General features: G+C 57.8%; 21 protein-coding genes and 1 pseudogene. 13 read left to right on the top strand and 9 right to left on the bottom strand.

Features of this window, described 5'->3' with window-relative positions:
- Positions 1–2 precede the first annotated feature (2 nt).
- Positions 3–941, top strand: coding sequence for a citrulline utilization hydrolase CtlX (gene ctlX, locus ACPYOI_RS04895; RefSeq protein ID WP_481422602.1), 939 nt, complete (start codon positions 3–5; stop codon positions 939–941).
- Between the two features lie 182 nt (positions 942–1,123).
- Here ctlX and ACPYOI_RS04890 read toward each other — a convergent pair whose 3' ends face one another.
- Complete coding sequence (locus ACPYOI_RS04890; RefSeq protein ID WP_481422601.1) at positions 1,124–1,996, bottom strand: urea carboxylase-associated family protein; 873 nt, start codon at positions 1,994–1,996, stop codon at positions 1,124–1,126.
- A 103-nt stretch (positions 1,997–2,099) separates the two neighbouring features.
- On the opposite strand from ACPYOI_RS04890, the gene ACPYOI_RS04885 reads away from it, so the two are divergent.
- On the top strand, positions 2,100–2,969 hold the full coding sequence (locus tag ACPYOI_RS04885) for a LysR substrate-binding domain-containing protein (protein WP_481422600.1): 870 nt from the start codon (positions 2,100–2,102) through the stop codon (positions 2,967–2,969).
- Positions 2,970–3,133: 164 nt separating this feature from the next.
- A pseudogene (locus ACPYOI_RS04880) lies at positions 3,134–4,057 on the top strand (DUF1403 family protein).
- A gap of 192 nt (positions 4,058–4,249) precedes the next feature.
- Here the strand turns inward: ACPYOI_RS04880 and ACPYOI_RS04875 are convergent.
- The 4 genes from ACPYOI_RS04875 to ACPYOI_RS04860 all read right to left on the bottom strand — a co-directional run bounded on the left by ACPYOI_RS04875 (position 4,250) and on the right by ACPYOI_RS04860 (position 6,758).
- Complete coding sequence (locus ACPYOI_RS04875; RefSeq protein ID WP_481422599.1) at positions 4,250–4,888, bottom strand: NrsF family protein; 639 nt, start codon at positions 4,886–4,888, stop codon at positions 4,250–4,252.
- Positions 4,885–5,571 (bottom strand): sigma-70 family RNA polymerase sigma factor, encoded by a 687-nt coding sequence (locus ACPYOI_RS04870; protein WP_481422598.1) that lies wholly within the window; start codon positions 5,569–5,571, stop codon positions 4,885–4,887. Before ACPYOI_RS04870 ends, ACPYOI_RS04875 begins: the two co-directional genes overlap by 4 nt.
- A 231-nt stretch (positions 5,572–5,802) precedes the next feature.
- Positions 5,803–6,228 (bottom strand): plastocyanin/azurin family copper-binding protein, encoded by a 426-nt coding sequence (locus ACPYOI_RS04865; protein ID WP_481422597.1) that lies wholly within the window; start codon positions 6,226–6,228, stop codon positions 5,803–5,805.
- A gap of 110 nt (positions 6,229–6,338) precedes the next feature.
- Positions 6,339–6,758: a DUF5602 domain-containing protein gene (locus ACPYOI_RS04860; RefSeq protein WP_481422596.1), complete on the bottom strand. Its 420-nt coding sequence runs from the start codon at positions 6,756–6,758 to the stop codon at positions 6,339–6,341.
- Positions 6,759–7,459: 701 nt separating this feature from the next.
- Here ACPYOI_RS04860 and ACPYOI_RS04855 point away from each other — a divergent pair.
- Complete coding sequence (locus ACPYOI_RS04855; protein ID WP_481422595.1) at positions 7,460–8,452, top strand: GlxA family transcriptional regulator; 993 nt, start codon at positions 7,460–7,462, stop codon at positions 8,450–8,452.
- Here ACPYOI_RS04855 and ACPYOI_RS04850 read toward each other — a convergent pair.
- Complete coding sequence (locus tag ACPYOI_RS04850; protein ID WP_481422594.1) at positions 8,424–9,074, bottom strand: HD domain-containing protein; 651 nt, start codon at positions 9,072–9,074, stop codon at positions 8,424–8,426. The genes ACPYOI_RS04855 and ACPYOI_RS04850 overlap by 29 nt on opposite strands.
- A gap of 543 nt (positions 9,075–9,617) precedes the next feature.
- Between ACPYOI_RS04850 and cynR the strand changes: the two genes are divergently transcribed.
- The 4 genes from cynR (at position 9,618) to ACPYOI_RS04830 (ending at position 12,946) form a co-directional block, all read left to right on the top strand.
- Complete coding sequence (cynR, locus tag ACPYOI_RS04845; RefSeq protein ID WP_481422593.1) at positions 9,618–10,505, top strand: transcriptional regulator CynR; 888 nt, start codon at positions 9,618–9,620, stop codon at positions 10,503–10,505.
- A gap of 611 nt (positions 10,506–11,116) precedes the next feature.
- Positions 11,117–12,136, top strand: coding sequence for an MBL fold metallo-hydrolase (locus ACPYOI_RS04840; RefSeq protein WP_481422592.1), 1,020 nt, complete (start codon positions 11,117–11,119; stop codon positions 12,134–12,136).
- Between the two features lie 274 nt (positions 12,137–12,410).
- Positions 12,411–12,692 carry a carboxymuconolactone decarboxylase family protein gene (locus ACPYOI_RS04835; RefSeq protein ID WP_481422591.1) on the top strand — a complete coding sequence of 94 codons (282 nt, stop codon included), beginning with the start codon at positions 12,411–12,413 and terminating at the stop codon, positions 12,690–12,692.
- Positions 12,689–12,946, top strand: coding sequence for a carboxymuconolactone decarboxylase family protein (locus tag ACPYOI_RS04830; RefSeq protein WP_481422590.1), 258 nt, complete (start codon positions 12,689–12,691; stop codon positions 12,944–12,946). The genes ACPYOI_RS04835 and ACPYOI_RS04830 overlap by 4 nt, the downstream gene beginning before the upstream one ends.
- 607 nt (positions 12,947–13,553) lie before the next feature.
- Here ACPYOI_RS04830 and ACPYOI_RS04825 read toward each other — a convergent pair.
- Both ACPYOI_RS04825 and ACPYOI_RS04820 read right to left on the bottom strand, forming a co-directional pair.
- Positions 13,554–14,591 (bottom strand): IS110 family RNA-guided transposase, encoded by a 1,038-nt coding sequence (locus tag ACPYOI_RS04825; RefSeq protein ID WP_481422589.1) that lies wholly within the window; start codon positions 14,589–14,591, stop codon positions 13,554–13,556.
- Positions 14,592–14,944: 353 nt separating this feature from the next.
- Entirely contained in the window at positions 14,945–15,895 is a 951-nt protein-coding gene (locus ACPYOI_RS04820; RefSeq protein ID WP_481418727.1) for a LysR family transcriptional regulator, read from the bottom strand.
- A gap of 261 nt (positions 15,896–16,156) precedes the next feature.
- Here ACPYOI_RS04820 and ACPYOI_RS04815 point away from each other — a divergent pair, with 261 nt between their 5' ends.
- The 5 genes from ACPYOI_RS04815 (at position 16,157) to ACPYOI_RS04795 (ending at position 21,105) form a co-directional block, all read left to right on the top strand.
- Positions 16,157–17,029: an NAD(P)-dependent oxidoreductase gene (locus tag ACPYOI_RS04815; protein WP_481418728.1), complete on the top strand. Its 873-nt coding sequence runs from the start codon at positions 16,157–16,159 to the stop codon at positions 17,027–17,029.
- Positions 17,030–17,057: 28 nt separating this feature from the next.
- Positions 17,058–17,747, top strand: a complete 690-nt coding sequence (locus ACPYOI_RS04810; protein ID WP_481418729.1) for an RraA family protein — start codon at positions 17,058–17,060, stop codon at positions 17,745–17,747.
- 129 nt (positions 17,748–17,876) lie between these two features.
- Complete coding sequence (locus ACPYOI_RS04805; RefSeq protein WP_481418730.1) at positions 17,877–19,214, top strand: MFS transporter; 1,338 nt, start codon at positions 17,877–17,879, stop codon at positions 19,212–19,214.
- Complete coding sequence (locus tag ACPYOI_RS04800) at positions 19,211–20,119, top strand: amidohydrolase family protein (RefSeq protein WP_481422588.1); 909 nt, start codon at positions 19,211–19,213, stop codon at positions 20,117–20,119. Before ACPYOI_RS04805 ends, ACPYOI_RS04800 begins: the two co-directional genes overlap by 4 nt.
- Entirely contained in the window at positions 20,116–21,105 is a 990-nt protein-coding gene (locus tag ACPYOI_RS04795; protein ID WP_481418732.1) for a 2-hydroxyacid dehydrogenase, read from the top strand. Before ACPYOI_RS04800 ends, ACPYOI_RS04795 begins: the two co-directional genes overlap by 4 nt.
- A gap of 38 nt (positions 21,106–21,143) precedes the next feature.
- Here ACPYOI_RS04795 and ACPYOI_RS04790 read toward each other — a convergent pair whose 3' ends face one another.
- Positions 21,144–21,845, bottom strand: coding sequence for a GntR family transcriptional regulator (locus ACPYOI_RS04790; RefSeq protein ID WP_481418733.1), 702 nt, complete (start codon positions 21,843–21,845; stop codon positions 21,144–21,146).
- Positions 21,846–21,906 lie beyond the last annotated feature (61 nt).

The following is a 21,906-nucleotide window of genomic DNA, read 5'->3' as shown; positions in this document are numbered from 1 at the left end:
AAATGAGCAGACAGAATTTCTCGGTCCAGGCACCTTCGGCAGTCGTCATGGTTCGCCCGCACAACTTCACCGTCAACACCGAAACCGCTATCGACAACGTATTCCAGGCTCCGTCCGGTGCGGGCGACGATTTCTCCCGCGAAGCCTACGACGAGATAACGGCGGCGGTCGAGACGTTGCGCGAGCAAGGCGTCACCGTTCACCTCTTCGAAGACCGCGGCAACGACACGCCGGACTCGGTGTTTCCGAACAACTGGTTCTCCACGCATTCTGGTGGCCATGTGGCTATCTACCCGATGAAGGCGGAAAACCGGCGGCGCGAACGGCGCTCCGACGTCATTGAATTCCTCAAAAGGCGCTATCGCGTCCAGGACATCATCGACTACTCCGGTCTAGAGGTCGACGGGCTGTACCTTGAGGGTACCGGCGCAATGGTACTCGACCACGTCGACCGCGTAGCATACGCGGTTCGTTCGGATCGAACCGATCCTATCGCGCTAGAGCGTTTCGCGACCCATTTCAATTTCGAGCCAATGGTCTTCGATGCCAGGGACGAACACGGTACCCCCGTCTACCATACCAACGTTCTCATGTGCGTCGGCACCGACGTGGCGTTGATCGGGAGCGAAATGATCACCGATTCGGCGCGGCGAGCGGAGATCGTTCAGAGGCTGACCACGTCCGGACGGGCTGTCATCGAGCTGACGCCTGCTCAGATCGCGAGTTTCGCGGCCAACGCGCTGGAGCTGCAGGGCGCGCGAAGCCGTGTGCTGGCGTTGTCTACGACTGCGGCAAAAGTGCTCACCGCCGCTCAGCGCACGACGATAGAAAGCGTCCTTAGGATTGTACCCCTGCACATCCCGACGATCGAGAAAGCGGGCGGGTCGGTTCGTTGCACACTCGCTGGCGTGCATCTGACGCCTAGGGAGGTCGCGATCTAATTCGTTAGGGTCGCATGCCTGTCAGCCTCAATATCAACACTCTGGATAGAAGCCGTAGCGTCGGAGCTATTTGGGCTTTTTGCCTTAATGCCCAGAAAGGTGCCTATCAAAAAGTGCTGATGTAACTTCGGGGAACGGCGCATGGAAACAGCCACAATCATCGCGGCAGTAAACCGCGCCGGCTATCCGGCTTGTACCACCCCATGGCTTCGAGGATACGGATTAATTTCCGGATACCGATAGTTGGCCAATGTCTCTGGATCCGGGCGGAAAATTTCGACTTTGAGCGGATAGCACGCTGCCTGGTCGCTCGAATGCTCGGAACCGCAATCGCCACCAGGACAGGCCGAAAGCGCGCCGAGGAGATCAATCTCGGCGAATAGCTCAACGTAGTCTTCAGGCCGAACCGGGCTCGCCTTCATGAAGTACTGATGAGTATCCTTTGTGAACCCAGTGCACATAAACACGTTGAGCACATCGTGCACGTGTGGCTCGGCATCTGCAAGTTCAAGATTTTTGGCCTTGGCCAGAGCACGCGTCAAATTTGAATGACAGCAATGATGATAGTCGCTCCCGTTCAACAGGCGGTTGGTATAGGGATCGCATCGTGTGCCGATAACATCGTGAACGCCTGCCCCATCATCATCATAGCCATACCAACCGAGCGTGTCGTGCGTGATGGTCGCCATTGGCCTCATGTACGGGAGGTTAGTCCATAGTTGATCGCCTACGCCGACATGGGTCCCATGCAGTGCTCGTGTCTTACCGCTGAAAAATCTCTCGGAGAGATCGTTGGCGTTCCAAAGATTGAAGTCGCCAACCTGAGGACCTTCGATCGAAGTGATTCGGAAGAAGTGTCCTCTGGGCACCCGAAAGAAGTTCGCGTCACGCGGTGCCACAATAATCTCGTCGATTCTCTGCATCGACTTCCTGGCCACTTTGAGCGTTTCGAGGTCAACTTTAGGAAGGCGGTCGCTAGGGTACACCAGAACGAGATGCTTTGAGCGCCTTTCGTCGGCGTCTTCGGGCGCTAGGGCGTCGTTCACAGTCGACATTCAAAACTCCTATAGATCTTTTAACTGCTTCATAGCGCATGATACCGCCGTCACAACCCCGGAAACGCTTGCTCTTAGGCTAAGCTCAGCTTAGCCTTCCCCAATGTCTCTTGCTCCCCTCAAATCCCTCCGTGCCTTCGCCTCTGCCGCTAAGCACGAGAATTACGTTAAGGCCGCCGCGGAACTCAATATGACCCCTGCAGCGGTTAGCCAGCATGTTCGGGCAGTTGAACATTGGCTCGGCAGCTCGGTTTTTGTAAGAGCGCGGCGGGGAGTGGCTCTGACCGTCGCGGGTCGAGAGTTTGCTCGCATCGTCGCCGACAGCCTTCGCAACATTGAAGAAGGAGCTCGGCTTATACGCGGTCGAAAAGAGCTCGATACCGTCACTGTGGAATGCATTCCCTCAATAGCGATCCGCTGGCTCATCCCCCGGCTTCCGCTCTTTTCAGCCATCGAGCCCCACGTACGACTTCATCTTCTCTATGGCCACCACAGCACTCAATTTGATGACGCCACTGTGGATCTACGGATATGTTACGGCGAGCGTCGCGCAGCGGACTGGCACAAACTCTTGTCTGGCGAAGTCAGACCGACTTGCTCAACCGACTTCGCAGCACGGCACCCGGACTTCAGAGCAGAAGGACTGGTCAACGCTCCACTGCTGCATGACGAAACGACCGATGTCTGGCGGCGATGGTTCGCTGAGGGCGGAGTTCGACTGGCCGCCATCAATGGTCCGCTCTTCGCAGATTTTACGCTGATGATCGGCTCCGTACTCGGAGGGCAAGGTATCGGTCTCTGCCCAACCTCGCTCGTGCGAGAAGAAATCGACGCGGGATCGCTCGTCATTCTGGACGACCGCGCGACAAACGTTCAGAAGGGATACTGGTTGGTTAGACAGGCCGACAATTCCTCGGCAGCGGAGCGCTTCGGCAATTGGGTCGAAGCGCTGTTCGACGAAGTCTTGCGCTAGCCGACGCTTCGATCGTGCTCCGGGTTCTACCGTGACGTCCGATAATGCAAGATTTCGGTCATTTTTCTTTACCGACTGGCCGCGCGGCTTGTAGCGATTTACTGGCATAAACCGCGCATATGATCTCTGCTCCTTCGCATGAACCGCTCGCTCCTTCCGCTCCAATGACCCCGACCTGGTCGCCTCGCCTGCCAAGCTGGACACGACCGCGAACTCACGAGGTCGCTGAATCAGACGCCGCATTCGCCCCCGGTATCACCCTGAAATCGCTCGACGATCTGATCCGTGCCGACCCGCCATGGCTTGGCTGCTGGCGCGATCGCCTGGTCCTGAAATCGGCCATTGTCGCTGCCAGAATGCTTGCTCGCACCGAGGAGGAAAACGCGATCCGCGACGAGGTTTTGCTAACGGCTGCGGGTGAGGATCCAGGTCCAGCCGGCAAGCTGTTTTTGGCCGCACGAATGCTGACGCGCCGATCCGGGACCATCACTACGCCACTCGTTAAGGAGATTGTCGACCTCTTGGGTTTCGTTGGGATGACGGCCTGGCCTCGGCTCCCGAGATAGTCGGTTCTAAGAATTAATCCGGGCGGGCGGCACCTCTTGTCGTGGCGGACCTGATAGCGGCGATCTCTGCCGTTCGCCCGGACGCTAAGGTGCTATCGCTCGGACTGGCCGAGGTGTGCTGGCGCAAAGGCTGAAATAGTCGAGGCCCTTACCGCTGCTGCTTTCCGAGCGTTTTGGCTCCGCCTTCCGCACCATTGGCCGCCGTGGTCGCGTGCGGCCCGGTTGAACCGGCTTATCGGAAAGCGATCTGCTGGGCATTGGTTGGCGGCGTCGACGCCGCACGGCGCTCCGCCGCCGAGTTTGATCGTCTGCATCGCGGCTTCTGGCAGTAGCGCCAAAAGTTCGGACAAAGGCGCTGAGGCGGTCATCCGCAAGCTGTTGAACGAGGATGCCGTTCCGGCCTCAGTACCTGGCAGCACCCTTTCGCGCTGGGCGGCGACGCGGCTGTTTGAGCGGCTGGAAGGTTTTGAGGCCGTCCGCGAGCTGCCCGGCCGGTCCTCCTTCCGCATATTCGGGTTGTGACGATAGCGGTGGCAAGCGCAGTCAAGACCAGTACAGGCGAAAAGAGCGGCAATAAGCATCCCGGCCAATGTCATCCGCAAGAATCTTTCCAATACCAAAGGTGCGCCTGGCGGCGGTTACGAGAGCGCGCGTCGTGAGCTCTAACGTTGGCTCAGCTCAGTACAGTCGATCTTTTCGTGCGATCTTTCGAAGCTACCATCGCAGCGTGCGAAGTCCTATCGCGTATCCCGTTACAACCATAAATGCGCTCGCTAAGGGGTACCAGGTCGCCACAAATAGCGGGCTGTCATCGGTGCAGCGAGAGGCATAGAAGGTGGCGGCGATAGCGCTCGCGAGCAGGCCGGCAGTGGCGCCGGCAACGCCGGGATGGGTGGGGGCGCCGTGGCGGAGCGCAATGAGCAAGCAGAAGAGTGGGCCGGCGGCTAGCACCGGGATGAGGGTCAGGCACATCAGTGAATTCGAGCCGATCGCCAGGCCGGCCCAGGCGGAGGGCGGCGAGGCGATCAGTTCGGCGATGACGCCGGCGATGAGCAGGAGCGGCCCGGTGGTAGGGGCGAGCCCCCAGAGGCCGAGCGGGCTTCCCGGTTGGGATTGCCGGGCGACGAGCAAGGCGGCCGTGATCGCCATCGACAGGGTGACGATGAATTTGAACAGAAAACGCGTGGTTTCGGCCGCTTGCAGCACATCGGGCCGGGGGCCGACCAGGGCGGCGTAGATCAGCACGGTGATGGCAAGACCAGCAGCTAAGGCGAGTGCGAAAACGCGCTGGAACGGCCAGCGGAGCGTCGAGTCTTTTGCGAGGTGGCGGATTAGCTCTTCAGTTTTCATCATGCGTTCCCCCGATAAAGCGCGGCCAATGCCTTGAATGCCCGATGCAGTGTGACGTAGACCGCGCCTTCGCTCATGCGCAGCCGCGAGGCGGCGTCACGCACGCTAATGCCGTCGACGGAAATCATCTGAACGACTTCGCGTTGCTGCGGTCGCAGACGTGACAAGAGGCCGCTGATGTCTGGGTCGGGATCGCCGCTACTCTCCTCCTGCGTTGCCGGCAGCACATCGGCGAGGTCGTCGATGGGGATATGGGCCTTCGATTTCGTCTTGCGGTGAGCATCGACGATCTTGTTGCGCGTTAGAGTACTGATCCACGGACCGATCGGCAGAGACTGGTTCCAACTGCCGCGCTTGAGATGCAGCGCGAGCAGCACATCCTGCACGATGTCTTCCACGTCGGCTGCCGACCGATTGCCGGCGCGGCGGCGAACGACGGCCCTGACATAGGGGGTCGCATCCTCCAAAAACCAGCCATAGGCGTGGGTATCGCCCGTCAGGCCGGCGCGCATCGCGGCCGCCCAACCTTCTTCGCGCGCCTGTTGCAGCGACTTGCGTCTCGCGGCCTGCGCCGACCTTATTTCGTCCGGACTTGCCGCCGCATGAAACGGCCCCTGTGATGGGTAGGCGGCGGCGAGGCCGATCCATTTCTGAAAGCTGCAGGTCAGTCGTTGAACTGGGTGCATGAGAGGCAGGCTCCGGGAAGCGCGCGTTCGACCGCGCTGAAGGTTTGGAATGGATATCCTCAAGCCCCTCGGGAGCGTCAATTGTATAGTTCCGCCGAATGCGGCCATTCTTCTAACAAATTCGGCCATTCACCGAATCTTCGCTAATGTTCATGAGCGGCTTATTCGAATAAGTATCCGGAGATATAGATCTCCGGATGGGTTAACTAATGTTATTGAAGCAGGGCTTCATCAGCCGTGGCGAACGATCTTTCGCTCTATGATCTGTTGCACCGTCGGGAACACATGCAACGCAGGGGCCGGCAAATCGGGGTCTGAGGCCATCTTGGGGTCGGTCCACCAGTCGGTGCCATTGATATCACCGACAACAATGCGTCCGACCATGCCGGCGTGCTCGTGCGGCCGGCAGTAATAGTCATAGACCCCTGGCTTGGTGAGGGTGACGGAATAGCTTTCATCCGGCAATAGGAAATCCGAGTCCCACGGTTTGGCGGCTTTGGGTATCCGGCGTGGGCGGCCCTTGATGTCAGGGTGGTAGGCCGTCGCCGTATGGGAATCTCCCGGATCGCGATTGGTCCACCGCACCGTCTGCCCGGGAAAGATCCAGACCCCAAGCGGATCGAACCAGACATCGGAGCCGTCGGCACGACTGGTCATTTCGATATCGACGATATCTCCGGCCCGGGCCAAGCGGGGCAAGAGAGGCGAGAGGGCTAGGGTAGCGATGACCTCGCTACCCCTGACCAGAAACCGGCGGCGGCGCAGGGTCATTTCGCGACCAGAGCTTCGTCGGCGACCGGGACATGCCAGAGGATGACATGGATATGAGGTTCCTCGACGCCCGGATGGCCGGCATTATAGTTGACCGTGATGTGATCGACCTTGCCGCCGGGGGCCTTCAGGCTGCCCAGATTCATGTCCGGCTTAAAATCCTTGATCGGCAGCATGTAGATGGTGCTGACGAGCTTGCCCGAGTGATCATAGGCAAGAAAGGGACCGGCGGGAACGGTGGTCGGATCGACGAAGAGCTGGCCCATGCCGGGAATGAAATCCGGCAATTTGACGAGGCCGCTCACGGCCTTGTAGGGTGCCGCCGGCGGCGACTTCTCAACCATGTCATGGGATAGTGCCGGAAGAGACGAGACCGCGATTACGGCGAGCGTTGCGGCGAACAGACGAAACGTCATGGAGAATCTCCGATTTGAACAGGCCGGATTGACCTGCGCCTTCCTCTTCGCCAGCGAAGGGCGCTTCTTACAGCGCGACAGAAAAAAATTCAGCGGTGTAGAAGGAGCGTTTTATCGGGATCGGAAACGGCGTGTCTGTGGGAGGTTGAGTCCGGGTATGTTAGGTTCGTAAGACATCCCTTTCGCGCTTGCTTCGATCGCTGTCGGGCACTCGGCGGGACGATGTCAGAACCCAATGCCGGGACAGCAATGTGATCTCGCCGTCTTGGCCGAGAGGCTGAAATAGCGGTCTTAGATTTTCAAATCGTATGGGGGGCCCGACGACATTTGATGGTGGTTACTTGGAGGAATAATGTGTCTCGCGACTTCTCCACATCATATTCTCGAGCGAAGCTTTTCTCCATGGTCTCTAATGATCGTGCTTTTACTCTACGGACGGCGCAACGATTGGGCAACTGGGGACGGCGTGCAGGACATTGCGCCGCGGTCGCCGACGAGAGCGTTCTTGCTTTCTCTGAACCGATAGGGAGTTTGAATCTCATAGCTTGGGCCGTTATGCGTTGAAGTATTTACGAGGTTCAACGTCTTTGATTCAAGCGATCAGCGCTGCACCGGAATAGGCAACAAAGGCGCCGACCTCGCCTTGCCAGTACGAGCTTCAGCCAGTACTCAAGCTGTCCAGATGGTTAGGTTTGGTATCGATGAAGACTGTTGGGGTGCTTCTGTTCGACGGTGTTCAAGCGTTGGACGTGTCCGGGCCGCTGGACGTGTTCGCGGAGGCGAATCGCCTTGTAGGAGAGGATGCTGGATATCAGGTAACGACTATCGCCGAGAATACTTCGCCAATCAGAGCTTCTAACGGGCAGCTTCTTCAGTCTCATTTGACGTATGAGGACGCTACCGGCCCCTTTGATCTTTTCTTGGTTGCCGGCGGGCCGCATCTGCCTGAATTTGAGACGCCTGCAGAAATGGCCAGATGCATCCGACGGCTCGCCGCGGTTAGTAAGGTCTACGGTTCAATTTGTACCGGTGCATTTCTTTTGGGCGCGGCGGGGCTTCTCGACAATAAGGATGTGACAACGCATTGGCAGAATGCAAGACAACTCGCGATGCGGTTCCCGATGGCGCGAGTGGATCTTGATAGAATTTTTTTGAAGGACGGTCGGATGATAACCTCTGCCGGGGTAACGGCGGGCATCGATATGGCATTGGCCCTGGTCCGTGATGATCACGGGCCAGTAGTTTCCCTCGCAGTTGCAAAACGACTCGTCGTGGTGGCTCAGCGCCTTGGTGGACAGTCTCAATTCAGTCCGTACATTGACATTTCCAATGATGCCGGTTCGCCGATCGCAAAGGTGACCGACTATGTCATGAAAAATCTCGGCAACACCCTTTCAGTGGGTGAGTTGGCTGAGGTGAGCTGCATGAGTACGCGGAACTTCGCGCGCACGTTTGTCGCCGAGACAGGCTCGACACCGGCGCATTTTGTGGAGAGCGCGCGTATGGATGCCGCTCGTCGTTTACTGGAAGGAAGCGCCAAGCCGCTCAAGGTCATCGCGCACGAATGCGGCTTCGGAAATGTGAAGCGAATGCGCGAGGCCTTTGTCAAACGGCTTGGCATATTGCCTGCCCAATACCGAGATCAGTTCTCAGCTGACAGTAAATTTAGCTTTCCCACTTCGAATTCAGAATGATATCGACGAAGTTTTCGCGCTTGTAGGTCGGGTCCATATAAGACAGGACATCCGCCTTCACGTTGCCGAAGGTTGTACCCGGCTTGCGAATTGTGCCTAAGCAGAACGATGAAAGGATACCATGTTTGAATTTCAGCCCGCGGGGGTGACACGTACAAACTTCATGACGTTGTGCGTCTGTGAAATCGTCATACGCAATGCCAAGCACGTCCATCTCGACACCGGCGGTGACCAAAGCGACCGTCGGGCGCTTGTGCTGCGGGATACCGGGTGTCGTATGCAGGGCGATGGAGTCCCAAACGTCATCGACGTCGCGTTCCGAAACGTCGTATGACGAAAGGAATTCCTTGGCCGCGTTGGCGCCATCTACTTCGAAGCGCTCGGTATCACTCGCATAGTCGTCCATGATCCCCATGTCATGGAACATTGCTCCGATATAGAGGAGCTCGGGGTCATACTTCAGAATCTTCCGCTCACCGGTCAGAGCGCCGAAAAGAAAGACGCGGCTCGAATGATGGAAGAGCAGATCGGTTTCGGTATCGCGAACGAGTTCCTTGGCAGCTTTCGCCATCGCGCTGTCGGGCATTTTGATCCCAGCGATGACCTTCGGTTCATTACTCATTGAAAACCTCATTAATCCTAGAAGGCTTGATAGGGTGTACCACCTCGGGTGGCCCCGCCTTAAGACGATTGTCAAGACCGCAATACGGGCGAAGGGCATGTTGCTGCCAAATAGAGGAGTATCTCTGCCAATTAAAACGATTGCTCTCTACAGGACGTCGCTGATGATGCGATAGATTTGTTATAATTCTTATGCCGATAGAAATGCCACCTGTTGCTCCACACAGCGATGGGACATCATGATGAGCAACGAAATTCGACCAACTCTGACAAATGTAAACGAAACGCCGCGCCGGTAAGCGACAACTTCAATATCCAGAGCGCAGGCATGACGTCGTTGCCCTGCGGCGCTGCAAGATCTAGTGGCTCATCAGATGTTCAACCCCATCACGGTGCTTCCGAGCCTGCAAAAAAGGAAACCGTACCAGCCGCCTCAAACCATCTAAGCCTGAGCGACGCGGATCCGCCCCTCTAGGTGAGAGGATCACAGCACGTCGATATCAGGTCCAGGGTTCTACACGATGCTAATAGATCAAGGTAATACATGGAACGAGCGCTTCTTTATTTGAAGGCTGTAGCTGATCACGGCAGCTTCACGCGCGCGGCGGCAGTGTTGCACCTGTCACAGCCTGCCCTTTCCCGACGGATCCGCGAGCTCGAGGAACGGATGGGGGTGCAATTGCTCGATCGCAGTGGTCGGATCGTGCGGGCGACCGATGTGGGCGAGATCTACTTGCGTCACGTACAGAAGGCGCTCGCCGAGTTGCAGGCCGGCGAGCGGGCGGTGCGGGATGTTCAGGACCTTTCCGCCGGCGAGCTTCGTCTGGGTTTCACTCCCTCCTTCGCCATCTATTTGCTCGGCCCGGTGGTGCAGCAATTCCGCGCGTTATATCCAAGGGTGACGTTGAAGGTCACAGAGATAGCGCAGGAGGCGATGGAGCAGGCTCTGTCAGCGGATGCGCTGGACGTCGGCATTGCCTTCACCGGCATAGTCTCAGAGGATATCGAAGAGATACCGTTGCATTCCGAACGACTTTCACTGCTGGTAGGGTCTGATCATCCGGCAGCGTGTGGAAGCGGTAGGATAGATGCCGCCGCCCTGACCACGGTGCCGCTTGCCCTATTGGGTCGTGCATTCGCCACCCGCGTCATGGTGGATCGCTATTTGCGTCGGATCGGAGTTCGCGCCGAGGTGGCGGTCGAGGCGAATTCCATAGCCGCTATCGCAGACATCGTGCGTTTCGCCGGCCTGGCGACCATTCTCCCGGAAACAATCGCGCGCTCGCAGGCCGGTCTACACATCATTCGACTGGAGCCTGAGATTGAGACTCGTCGCGCAGCACTTCTCTGGCGTCGCGACGGATATCATAGTGCCGCGGCGCGGGCCTTCGCTGCGGTGACGGAGGCTTACACCAGCACGCTGGAAAGTTAAATTCCCCTTATGCATTTTGGCTGTATCGCACGGCGTTCTTACCGCGTGGCGGCTTGCGCAAGGGGGTGCTTGCACTCCTGTCGATCAGGCGCATAGCCGGCGGAGACGCCGGCGTGGCACGGCCGAACGCTATGAGAAAATGCAATCCCCTTGATAACAAGATGGTATTGGCATTTGTTGCCATCCGCGTGCATATTCGCCTGAACAGACAGTCGAATAGAGAAAGCTCTTATGAATAGAATATCCTCGTCATAAGACTACGGCGATGCGCCTCACTCAGCTCGCCTCGACAACAGCTTGATATGCTCGAGTCCCTGTCGAGGGGGCACGCGACAAACCTGTGAGCCTGAGGGCACCAATTCGTTTGGCGACGCGCGGACGATCACAAGGATCAGGTTATGAGCATCACCTGGAAGCTTGGCTGCGCGAGGAAAAGTCGCAGGCTGGCTTGACCAAGGGCGCTTCGCTACAGGCCTGTTGAAACCTCTTCTTACGGCTGGAAAACACGGCAATCTGACAGGGTTTGCCGCTGCATTCCCGCGCCGAGATTCACCCCCATCTGCGCAAGTACCAACGGGAACGCCTCGCGACGCTCGACCAAGGAGAAACAAATGAAACCATTCCTCAAAATGAAGCCGAGCATCAAAAAATCCAGCAGATTATCGACACTATTGGTCTCGATTTCCATCGCTTCCGGCGCTCTATTGGCCTCTTCGGCGGCCTTTGCCGATACCGTCAGCCAACCTGCTCAATCAAACGGAGCTACGCAAGACGATTACTTTCATACCGGCGCCGGTTCTCGATATCTCAAGCGCGCAGACGCAGATCTCGTTGTCAATCCGCTACGTGAAAATCTCACCGTGCTGATGGGGTCCGGTGGCAACATCACTGTCCTGTCCGGTAACGAAGGGAAATTCCTCGTCGACGCCGGGATCAGCAAGTCGCAACAAAAGCTGCAGGACGCACTCAACCGCATCAGTCCGGCTCCCCTTAAATACGTAGTGAACACGCATTGGCACTGGGATCATACTGATGGTGATGCGTGGCTGCATGCAGCCGGTGCCACGGTCATAGCGCATAAAAATACGTTTAAGCATCTAACCGAGACCACCCATGTCAACGCCTGGAACTGGACTTTCGATCCTGTGCCGCCGGGCGCGCGTCCGACATTGCTTATCGACAACAAAAAGACGTTCGACTTCGATGACACGAAGATCGAAGTCGAAAACTTTGGTGATGGTCATACCGATGGAGATCTATGGGTCTACTTCAAGAAGGAGGATACGCTGGCGCTGGGCGATACATTCTGGAATGGCATCTATCCATATATCGACAATGAAGATGGCGGTAATATCGATGGCGCGATCAAGTGGGCCGAGAAGGCCGTCGCGCGAACCACCGACCATACCATCGTCGTCCCCGGCCACGGTCAGGTCGGCACGCGCACCGACCTGATTGCATTTCGCGACATGCTGGTCACGGTGCGCAACCGCGTGGCCACCCTGAAACAACAGGGAAAATCGCTCGACGAAATTATAGCCGCAAAGCCGACGGCCGCTTTCGACGCCAAGTGGGGGAATTTCGTGTTCAATGGCGATCAGTTCACAAAGATGGTCTACGCCGGTCTCTAATCAAAAAATCAATGGCAGGTAAAATCATGCAACTGCTTTCCCAAGCAGTTGCCGCGGTGGTCTGCGCGAGCGTTCTTGGATCCATTGCTTCCGTCGATATGGACAGAGTGTGCGGATCCCGGGCTTAAATCTGACGGCGATCGCCCAATTGGCCTGCCTTTTAAGCACTTGTCCCGACCGTCAGCACGGCAACGGCAAAACAGCTACGAATAGTCCTGCGGCAACAAGCCGTTGACACAGATCCTCCCCAGACGCAGCACGAAAGGAATTCATCATGGCTCGTCTTCATACGATATCATTGTCTGAGGCCACAGGCCGCACGGCTGAACTGTTCAGCGCGGTTAAAAGCGCGGTCGGCAAGGTCCCTAATTCCTATGTTGGAATCGGCGGCAATAGCCCGATTGCACTGGAAGCGGTCTTGAGTCTGGAAGCGTCGCTCAAGAGAAGCACTCTAAGCGCCAAGGATATCGAAGTCGTCAAACTCGTCGTCAGCCACACCACCGGTTGTGACTATTGCCTGGCCGCCCACACTATGGTGGGAAAAAAATCGGCATGAGCCGAGAAGCCATTCTTGCGCTGCGGCAGGCGCAGCCGTCGGGTGATGCGCGCAATGATGCAATAGCGAAATTTACGCACCATCTGCTCACAACAACCGGAACGGTTCCAGCCGATGTGGTCACGGCAGTTCAGCAGGCGGGTGTCACGGATGCGCAGATTGTCGACGTCACGATGTCGATCGCGAGCATTGTTTTCACCAATCTGTTCAACCGCATCAACGATACGACACTAGATTTTCCCGCTGCGGATTGATGCGCTAGGCTGCCGTAACGACAATTCGGTGAGCACGCTAGTGCCTCCGCTGGGCTATTCGCCGGAGCATCGAATCCCGCGCCACGCAGGCCAGCAGAGGCTTTTGGCGAAAGTTGGCGGCCAGCGAGTTCGGTAGGGCGCGGCTCGCTTATCAGACAGAAGGGCCGCGTCACGTCGGATTAGTTCAAGGCGGGAAACTCGAATAGACATGGCGATCGAGCGAGAAGCCAAGCGCAGTTCCGTAATAGGGGCTTATGCCGCAGAGGTTGGGCTAATCCAAAGGCTTGGCTCGACGCTGTCAAAGTATCGACGGTTCTGATCCCATATGTGGACGGCCCCTAGCTCGCAAGATATTTTGAGATAATTTTGATCTGATCGCTTGCGTCCATATGTCCGGCCTGTTGCTGCGTTCGCACATGAACGCTGGCCAAGATGGTTTCCGCAACACAGGTCCCAAACATCAAGTCGGCCTCTAACTGCCAATGGGATCAGCGGGTATCCTGTGTTCCGGATCGATCGATCACACCATCTTCTTCTATCTTGCAAGTTCTGGCATCAGCAACACTCAGTGAAGATTAGGATTTCACCGGTTCTTGGTTGCCGATCTTCATGCCGCGCCCCCCATTAGGATTGGCGCCGATTTTGTGTTGTATGTCTCCCCGGAAACCATGAGCTTCCAGGCCATGCGCGCCATCTTGTTGGCAAGTGCGACAGCTGCCAACTTTGGGGGCTTGCGCTTAAGCAGTTCCATCAGCCATGGTGAGGCCTTACCAGATCGCCGCGCGTGGTGAATCACAGCGGTTGCTCCAACCACCAAGGCTGCCCGCAGTGCTTCATCGCCGGCTCGCGTGATACAACCGAGCCGCAGTTTGCCGCCGGTCGAGTGATCTTTTGGCGTTAACCCTATCCAGGCTGCAAACTGGCGGCCGGATCGGAATAGCGCCGGCGCCGGTGTCTTCATGATCAAGAGCGCCGCACCGATTGGGCCGATGCCGGGAATTGTGTTGAGACGTATGCTGCGTTCGTCGTTGCGCTGCCATGTTCTTACCTTCGCCTCCACATCAGCAATCTTCTTTTCCAGCTGGGCGTATTCCTCGGCCTGGCTCACGAACAATTCCCGGGCAAGCTCTGGCACAGTCCCGTCGGTTTGTATCCTTTCAAGCAGTAGAGGAATGTGTGCCAGCCCCTTGGCTGCGGAAATGCCGAATTCGTTGGCGTAACCCCGAATAGCGTTCGCGAGCTGGGTGCGGTTGGTTATCAGGCGGGTACGGACGCTGAGCAGCATGAGTGCCGCTTGGTCATCAACCGTCTTAACCGGAACAAACCGCATCGTCGGGCGGCTCATTGCCTCGCACAGCCCTTCGGCGTCCGCGGCGTCGTTTTTGTTACGCTTGACGTAGGGCTTAGCGAGTTGTGGCGCGATCATTTTTACCTCATGCCCGAATGACGTAAGCAGCCGTGCCCAATGATGAGAGCCGCCGCAGGCCTCAATGGCGATTACGGGTGGCGGGCAGGTGGTGAAGAAGTTGATCATCTCCTTGCGTCGCATCTTCTTACGCAAGACCGGCTTCTCTGCAGCATTCACGCCATGCATCTGAAACACATGCTTTGACGTATCCATGCCAATACGAATAATCTTGTCCATGGGCGGCCCCTTCGATTGAGATCTTAACAGCTCATTCTGGCACATTTCGATGCCGTTCAGGGGCCGTCCACTCCAGCATCAAGGCGACCAGAGCGAGGCAGTGGCACGTGAGAATTCGAGAGTTCGCGGATCAAGAAAGCTACTGCAAGAGGTTGGATCAGCTCTGCGCTCGAATATTATGACTTCTTCATTTATGCGACGGCCGCATCGTTGATTTCCTCAATGGGTAAGCCGAGTCGCATTGTTTGTTCAATGACGAGCAAAACGGACGTCGATCACTGTATTGCCCGAAGTTTGGCTTTCAGCATTCTGTGATGAAAAGCGTCAGTGGGAGACCTTGCGATTTACAAGGGCTACCGCTCTAAAAGCGTAATGAAATAACGAACAGCTGGCGACATGAAACTCCTGGCGCGATGGCTGATGTCAAAGAAGCGGTGCAATGTGGTGGAGGGGTTTTCAATCTCGGTGATCTCTCCTGTCTCAAGGTTCCGCCGGGACATGAAGCTCAACAGATCTGTTTTCATCATGATAGCGGGAGCAGCAACCAGTGGCGCGGCGGTTATGATCGTTTCCGGCCGTGCCAGACCGGCCTTGAGAAAGACTGCATCAAGCCATTGTCGGGTCGAAACCGACGGCATCGGCAATACCCATCCATAGCCAGTCATCGCCTCCAGAGAAGCCTTCCTCCCGGCCAGCGGATGACCGTTGCGCGCCACGACGACGACAGTGTCCGATAGAAGACGGGCCGATACTATCGCATCGTCGGTCTGGCCGGTGCGGTGTGGGCTGATGGCGATATCAATTACGCCGGCGCGCAAGGCTTCCTGCAGCACGTCGTCCATGCCGACGCGGATTTCAAGACGAAGGTCCGGTGCCCTTTCCTGCATCGTCCGGCAAATTTCCGGTAGGACGAAAGAAGCGATCGACGCGGAGCAGCCGACTCGCACGACGCCGGCGATGCCGCTGCGATAAGACGAAACCTCCCGCTGTATCTCCTGCAAATCCTGCTGCAGCAACTGGTAACGCTCACGCAGTAGTTGCCCGGATTCGGTCAATGTGATCCCCCTACCGACCCTGTTGAACAGCTGAACGCCGTAGGATTGCTCGAGGCGACTGATGCATTTGGAAAGCGCCGGCTGGGAAATATGCAGCTCGTCGGCGGCCCTGCCGAGATGACAATAGTCTGCGACCTTTAGGAAGTAGCGTATATCGCGAATGTCCATTCGATAACCAAAAGTAATGGATGGTTGAAATGTTACAAATAGACGAAGGTCTTTTATCCAGTCAATAATGGGCTCGTTCAAGAATGCAGCCGTCTCGGAAGATCGGTTGAGAAATGCAAGTTATGAATCCGGTGGCGGATGACCATGCTTGCACAAGAAGGGCGGTCATGGGCGGCTATCTCTATGGAGGAGTGACGATCTATCGCTGAGCCCGGCTCAGCTCTCCCTATGTCAGCCTGCAGGCTGCGCTGTGTTCCCGCAAAAAAATTATCGGCGGCTATTGCGACCTGGGAGCAGTTTCCTGGCCGGCCGTCGTTCAATCGGCAAAAAAGGTTCGACACGATGAAGACTATCGGCTTCCTCGGCTTCGGCGAGGCATCCTTCAATATTGCGGAAGGTCTGCGCGACGAGCATCTGGCGGGAATCCGCGCCTACGACGCTGCCTGGGAGAAGGGGCCGTCAGGAGAATTGATAAGGACGCGCGCGGCAAAAGCCGATGTCGTCCTCGAGTCATCACTTCAAGCCCTCGTCGAAAAGGTCGATATCGTCATCTGTTCTATCAGCGCCAACATGGCGCTGCCGGTCGCGGAACAATGCGCACCCCTGCTTCGGCCGGACCAGCTATACGTGGACATCAACTCCGCCGGACCGGATACCAAGGTGGCGGTCGATCAAATCGTCTCGCCGCGTGCCACCTTCGTCGATGTTGCCGTCATGGGCACGGTGCCTGGCAACAGGCACAAGGTACCGATGCTGGCGTCAGGAAAGGGCGCCGCCGCCTTTGCGGATTTCTGCAATCGCTACGGCATGAAGGTGACAGCCCTGGATGGCCCTGCCGGCAAGGCGTCGGCCTCGAAGATGTTCCGCAGCATCTTCATGAAGGGGTACGTCATGCTGCTTCTGGAGGCGGTGATCGCCGGACGGCAGTTCGGTCTCGAAGACGACGTGCTGGCCTCGATCCGCGCCTCGATTACCGGCGGCGATTTCCTGCAGAACGCCAACGACCTCATCGCCCGCGGCGTCATCCACGCCGAGCGTCGCGAACACGAGATGGACGAGGTGATCGCGACGCTGCAGAGCCTCGGCGTCGATGACACGATGTCGCGCGCCACCAAGGAAAAGCTCGCCTGGTGCGTGAAGCACCGCTTCAAGGAGCATTTCCAGGGCAAGCCGCCCGCCGACTACCGCGAGATTTTCTCAGCGCTGCAAGCCTAGTGATCTTCCAAGCAAAGGGATGACTTCCATGCCGAACCCCGGTTTTCGAATTTTCACGCGGATCGATCGACCGTCTGCTAGCCTCATCGACGGCTTCAGGGATCTTCCGGTCGCCAATATCGGCGACTGCATGAACCGCGCTTCCATGCTGGATGCCCGCATTCGCAAGATCAGCAAGGGCAACCTTCTTGGGCCTGCCTTCACCGTCAAGTCGCGTGCCGGCGACAACCTCCTGCTGCACAAGGCACTCGACATGGCTCAGCCTGGCGATGTGATCGCCTTCGATGCCCATGGCGACCTCACCAATTCGATCACCGGTGAGCTGATGATGCAGGCGGCCGCGCAGAAGAAGCTCGGCGGTATCATTATCGACGGTGCAATCCGTGACCTTGCCACGCTTCGTGAGATGGACCTGCCGATCTTTGCGGCCGGCGTCACTCCGGCAGGTCCCTACAAGGAGGGGCCGGGCGAAATCAATGTGCCGATCTCACTCGGCAGCGTCGTCATCATGCCGGGCGATATCCTGGTCGGCGACGACGACGGTATCGTGGTCGTTCCCCCCGGCGATGCAACCGGCATTCTGGAAAAGACCAGGAAGAAACAGGCTGCGGAGACCGAGAAGATGAAGTCGATCCTTGCCGGAACGCTGGATACGTCATGGATCGACAAGGAGCTTGCAGCGAAGGGCTGCGAGATCATCGAAGACAGCTATCGCTGATCGAAAGCGTGGCAATCGAGCGGGCTTGTCTGATGCGAAGCCGCCTGCTGTTTGCATTTCAATCCGGAGAGAGAGCCTTGCCGACAGGCTTGAGGATCGGCTTTACATGAATCTAAGGAGGAGGTTCGGATGTTGAACCAAAATGGAATTTCAGGGTCGACGATTGCCGTCGACAGCAGTGATGAGAGCGAGCAGGAAATCAAGGCGATTGCCTGGAAGCTCGCGGTTCGGCTTGTGCCGCTTCTGATCGTCGCGCAGCTGCTTGCCTATCTCGATCGCGTCAACCTCGGCTTCGCGTCGATTACCGCCAACCAGGCGATCGGCATAAACACGATCGAATATTCCTTCGGCGTCAGCATCTTCTTCCTGTCATATTTTCTCTGCGAATATCCGAGCAACAAGATCATGATGCGCGTCGGCGCGCGCCTCTGGATTTCGCGGATCATGATCACCTTCGGGCTGATCGCTGGATTGATGGCCTTTGTTGTTGGCCCCTATTCCTTCTATGCTATGCGAATCCTGCTCGGCGCGGCCGAGGCCGGGTTCTTCCCCGGCGTGCTGCTGTTCCTGACATTCTGGTTTCCACGGCAATATAGGGCCCGCATCATCGCCACGTTTCAGGTCGGTATCCCGCTCTCGAGCACGATAGGCGGGCCGATCTCCGGCGCTATCCTTGGCATGGACGGCGTCCTCGGCTTGCACGGGTGGCAGTGGCTCTACATTCTCGAGGCTTTGCCTGCTGTCCTGCTCGGGCTGTTCTGCCTGTCCTATCTCGAAGATCGTCCGGCGGAATCCAGGTGGCTGACCGTGCGTGAACGTCAGGTCCTGCAGGCGCGCCTCGACCGGGAGAATGTTCAAGGCGCCTATGTCTCCCGGCACGGCTTCGGTCTTGGGCTGCTTGCCGATCGCCGCGTACTTTTCTACGCGCTCCTTTACTTTACCACCACCGCATCCAGTGTCGGCCTGAGCTTTTGGTTGCCGCAGATTATCAAGGGCTTCGGCGTCAGCAATGTCGTCGTCGGCCTGCTGAGCGCCATTCCGTTTGCGCTCGGATGTATCGCGATGGTCGTTTGGGGCTATCTCTCCGACCGCCGGTTTGAACGGCGCTGGTTTACCGCAATTCCGTGCTTTCTTGCTGCCGCCGCCATGGCTTCCTGCGTGTTCAGCGACAGCCTCTCGGTTCAGATGACGCTGGTCGCGATAGCAGGTATTGGCATCTACGCTGTCAAGGGACCATCACTTTCGCTGATGACCGAAGGGCTCAGCGGTGGCGTCAGCGTGGGCGGGCTTGCGCTTGTCAGTTCGCTGGGGAATCTGTCCGGCTTCGTGGCACCCTTCGTGATGGGCTGGATCAAATCGTACACCGGCAGCCATGTCGATGCGCTGGTGTTCCTTTCGGTGGTCGTCTTCCTGGGTGGGCTTCTAGCGCTCACGACCGACAGGCTCGGCATGCGAGATCGCGTATGATGAGCAACCTGGAGACGCCGAGCGGTGCCGAAGCGATACCCAGCTGGACTGCACCTACCGGATCGGTCGATGCCCATATTCATCTCTATGATATCAGGTTCGCCATCGATCCGCAGGCCAAGCTACGTCCGCAAGGAGCAACGCTCGAGCGCTACAGGAACGTTCAGGAAAGGCTCGGACTCCGTCGTTGCGTCGTCGTCCAGCCATCGACCTACGGCACCGACAATGCCTGCCTGCTGCATCACCTGCAGCTCATGGGTTCGGAGGCAAGGGGCGTTGCGGTGATCACCGAGATGATGAGCCAGCATGAGTTGGCTCATATGCATGAGCTGGGCGTGCGGGCGATCCGGTTCAGCCCGGCTCGGGATGTGGGACAGAGCCTCGACGTGCTGGAACTTCTGGCGCGGCGGGTGGAGGCCTTCGGCTGGCATGTACAGCTGAACGCGCGCGCCCCGCTTCTGGCAACGCTTGCGCCGCGGCTGATCGCCCTCAACATTCCCGTGGTGATCGATCATATGGGTCGGTTACCGCAGCCCGGCAGCATGAGCGATCCGTCGTGGAATACACTTCGCCAGCTGGTGGACGCGGGCCGCACATGGATCAAGCTCTCTGGCGTCTATCTCGACAGCATGGACGGCCCGGATCTCTACCCCGATACCTCGGCGATTGCCCGGGCATGGATCGCAGCGGCGCCAGAGCGGCTATTGTGGGGAACGGACTGGCCGCATCCGGCGGCCCTTGCCGGCGAAATGCCCCTTCCGGATGACGTTGCCCTCTTCAATATGTTGGGTGAATGGGCGCCCACGGCCGAACTGCGCTATAGAATTCTGGTGGAAAATCCTTCCAATCTCTACGGTTTCTCTCCACCTGTTTCGCAAAACCGTAAACCGGATGCCGCATCTTGAGACTTCGCGCCTACATCACCCACACACCTGCCGAACTCGCCAATGCGTTTCCCCCGGATTGTCTGGCGCTTCTCGGGAAGTATGTCGATCTCATCTATAACCAGCAGGATGAAACGCAGGCCGGCGCGGACCTCGCTGAAGCTGCGGAAGGATGCCAGATCATCGTCGCACACCGGTCGGTTCCTGGCATGGCGGAGACGTTCGAGTCTTCGAAAGCGCTGCTCGCATTCGTGAGATCGGCGGTCGATGTCAGCACGATCGATATCGATGCGGCATCGAGGCATGGAGTCCTCGTAACGAGGGCGTCGGCCGGATTCTCGGACGCTGTCGCCGAACTGGGATTGGCGCTCATGCTCGAACTGGCGCGCGGCATTTCCCGCTACGGCCGGTCGCCGTCCGTCGCTGCCATGCCGATCCGGCTCGGCATTCAGCTTCGGGGAAAGACATTGGGCATTGCTGGCTACGGGCGAATAGGCCGCAGGCTTGCGGACATGGCACTGTCGCTGGGATTACGGGTGGTCATCTTCGATCCGCATTCCGACGAGACCGACCCGTCCGTCACGAAGCTCCTTCTTGATGACCTGCTGGAGATTTCGGATTTCGTCGTCTGTCTCGCTGCGGCCACGCCCGAAACCGCAGGGCTTTTCGGCGCCGCTCAATTTGGCGCGATGAAAAGAGGCGCCTACTTCATAAACCTGTCGCGCGGGATGCTGGTCGATGAGGACGCCTTGGCTGCGGCGCTCGACAATCGCAGGATTGCTGGAGCGGCGCTGGATGTCGGGCTCGGTTCCGACCAGAAGCCCAGTGAACGTTTTCACAATCGTGACGATGTGGTGGTGACGCCGCATATCGGCGGCGTTACCGCCGAAGCGCGCCGGTATCAGGCGGAATGTGTCGTGGAGCAGATCGGACAGCTGGCAAGAGGGGAGTTGCCGGACGGCGCACTGAATGCCGCTTTCGCGACTCGATTTCGATACGGCCGTTGATCATTGACGCTCACCAATTTCCGAGATCTTTCAGCGTTTCATGGCGCCGAAAGCATCTGCAGGGCAGCTGCGTAATTCGTCTCCATCGCCTCGATATGGCTGCGAAGCAACCCGCGGAGGCGATCCACATCCTTCAACTTTACGGCCTCAACCATCTGCTGGTGCTCCTCGAAGGTCTTCTGCCGATGCAGTCCAAGCGCATCGGAAAGATGCGTGCGAAGAGCCGCCATGCGGCCTGCAACAATGTCGAAGGCCTCGACGAAAAGCGGATTGCCGCAATGTTCGAAGATGGCATCGTGAAATTCAGTATCCGCTTCAGCATAGGCGAGGGAGTCGTCGCTTTCGCGGGCGATCTGCATTGCATTGAGCGCTTTCAACATGGCGCGGGAAAGAGCCTGCGGCGACCGTTCCACGGCCCAACCTGCCGTCAGCATTTCCAGATGGAGGCGGTATTCGACCAGTGAATGAAGGTCTTCGCGTGTCGGCTTGAAAACGAAACTGCCGCGGCGCGGCAGAATCACGATCAGCCCCTGCAACTGCAAGATCGTCAGCGCTTCACGTACCGGCGTCCGGCTGACGTCCATGGCAGTCGCGATCTTTTCCTCCGAGAGAGCCTCGCCGAGGGAGAGTTCGCGATTGAGAATGGACGCCTTGAGCCGGTCGGCCACGATGGCGGCAAGCGATTGCTGCCGGCTGATCGGGCTCTTCTTTAGCGGATTGATGTTCCTGTTTGCCTTCATGCCCGCCTCGTCCATGGCCTCTTTTATCTCAAATTCCGAATCCGTCCAGCAGCGGGCGGAC

The sequence above is a fragment of the Rhizobium sp. SVR5-2C genome, from assembly GCF_056755115.1.
This window is presented reverse-complemented; position numbering and strand designations above follow the sequence as displayed.

What these genes read in the sequence shown, in the direction of transcription:
- ctlX (WP_481422602.1), top strand. Translation starts at nt 3, where the DNA reads ATGAGCAGACAGAATTTCTCGGTCCAGGCACCTTCGGCAGTCGTCATG.
- ACPYOI_RS04890 (WP_481422601.1), bottom strand. Translation starts at nt 1,996, where the DNA reads ATGTCGACTGTGAACGACGCCCTAGCGCCCGAAGACGCCGACGAAAGG.
- ACPYOI_RS04885 (WP_481422600.1), top strand. Translation starts at nt 2,100, where the DNA reads ATGTCTCTTGCTCCCCTCAAATCCCTCCGTGCCTTCGCCTCTGCCGCT.
- ACPYOI_RS04875 (WP_481422599.1), bottom strand. Translation starts at nt 4,888, where the DNA reads ATGATGAAAACTGAAGAGCTAATCCGCCACCTCGCAAAAGACTCGACG.
- ACPYOI_RS04870 (WP_481422598.1), bottom strand. Translation starts at nt 5,571, where the DNA reads ATGCACCCAGTTCAACGACTGACCTGCAGCTTTCAGAAATGGATCGGC.
- ACPYOI_RS04865 (WP_481422597.1), bottom strand. Translation starts at nt 6,228, where the DNA reads ATGACCAGTCGTGCCGACGGCTCCGATGTCTGGTTCGATCCGCTTGGG.
- ACPYOI_RS04860 (WP_481422596.1), bottom strand. Translation starts at nt 6,758, where the DNA reads ATGACGTTTCGTCTGTTCGCCGCAACGCTCGCCGTAATCGCGGTCTCG.
- ACPYOI_RS04855 (WP_481422595.1), top strand. Translation starts at nt 7,460, where the DNA reads ATGAAGACTGTTGGGGTGCTTCTGTTCGACGGTGTTCAAGCGTTGGAC.
- ACPYOI_RS04850 (WP_481422594.1), bottom strand. Translation starts at nt 9,074, where the DNA reads ATGAGTAATGAACCGAAGGTCATCGCTGGGATCAAAATGCCCGACAGC.
- cynR (WP_481422593.1), top strand. Translation starts at nt 9,618, where the DNA reads ATGGAACGAGCGCTTCTTTATTTGAAGGCTGTAGCTGATCACGGCAGC.
- ACPYOI_RS04840 (WP_481422592.1), top strand. Translation starts at nt 11,117, where the DNA reads ATGAAACCATTCCTCAAAATGAAGCCGAGCATCAAAAAATCCAGCAGA.
- ACPYOI_RS04835 (WP_481422591.1), top strand. Translation starts at nt 12,411, where the DNA reads ATGGCTCGTCTTCATACGATATCATTGTCTGAGGCCACAGGCCGCACG.
- ACPYOI_RS04830 (WP_481422590.1), top strand. Translation starts at nt 12,689, where the DNA reads ATGAGCCGAGAAGCCATTCTTGCGCTGCGGCAGGCGCAGCCGTCGGGT.
- ACPYOI_RS04825 (WP_481422589.1), bottom strand. Translation starts at nt 14,591, where the DNA reads ATGGACAAGATTATTCGTATTGGCATGGATACGTCAAAGCATGTGTTT.
- ACPYOI_RS04815 (WP_481418728.1), top strand. Translation starts at nt 16,157, where the DNA reads ATGAAGACTATCGGCTTCCTCGGCTTCGGCGAGGCATCCTTCAATATT.
- ACPYOI_RS04810 (WP_481418729.1), top strand. Translation starts at nt 17,058, where the DNA reads ATGCCGAACCCCGGTTTTCGAATTTTCACGCGGATCGATCGACCGTCT.
- ACPYOI_RS04805 (WP_481418730.1), top strand. Translation starts at nt 17,877, where the DNA reads ATGTTGAACCAAAATGGAATTTCAGGGTCGACGATTGCCGTCGACAGC.
- ACPYOI_RS04800 (WP_481422588.1), top strand. Translation starts at nt 19,211, where the DNA reads ATGATGAGCAACCTGGAGACGCCGAGCGGTGCCGAAGCGATACCCAGC.
- ACPYOI_RS04790 (WP_481418733.1), bottom strand. Translation starts at nt 21,845, where the DNA reads ATGAAGGCAAACAGGAACATCAATCCGCTAAAGAAGAGCCCGATCAGC.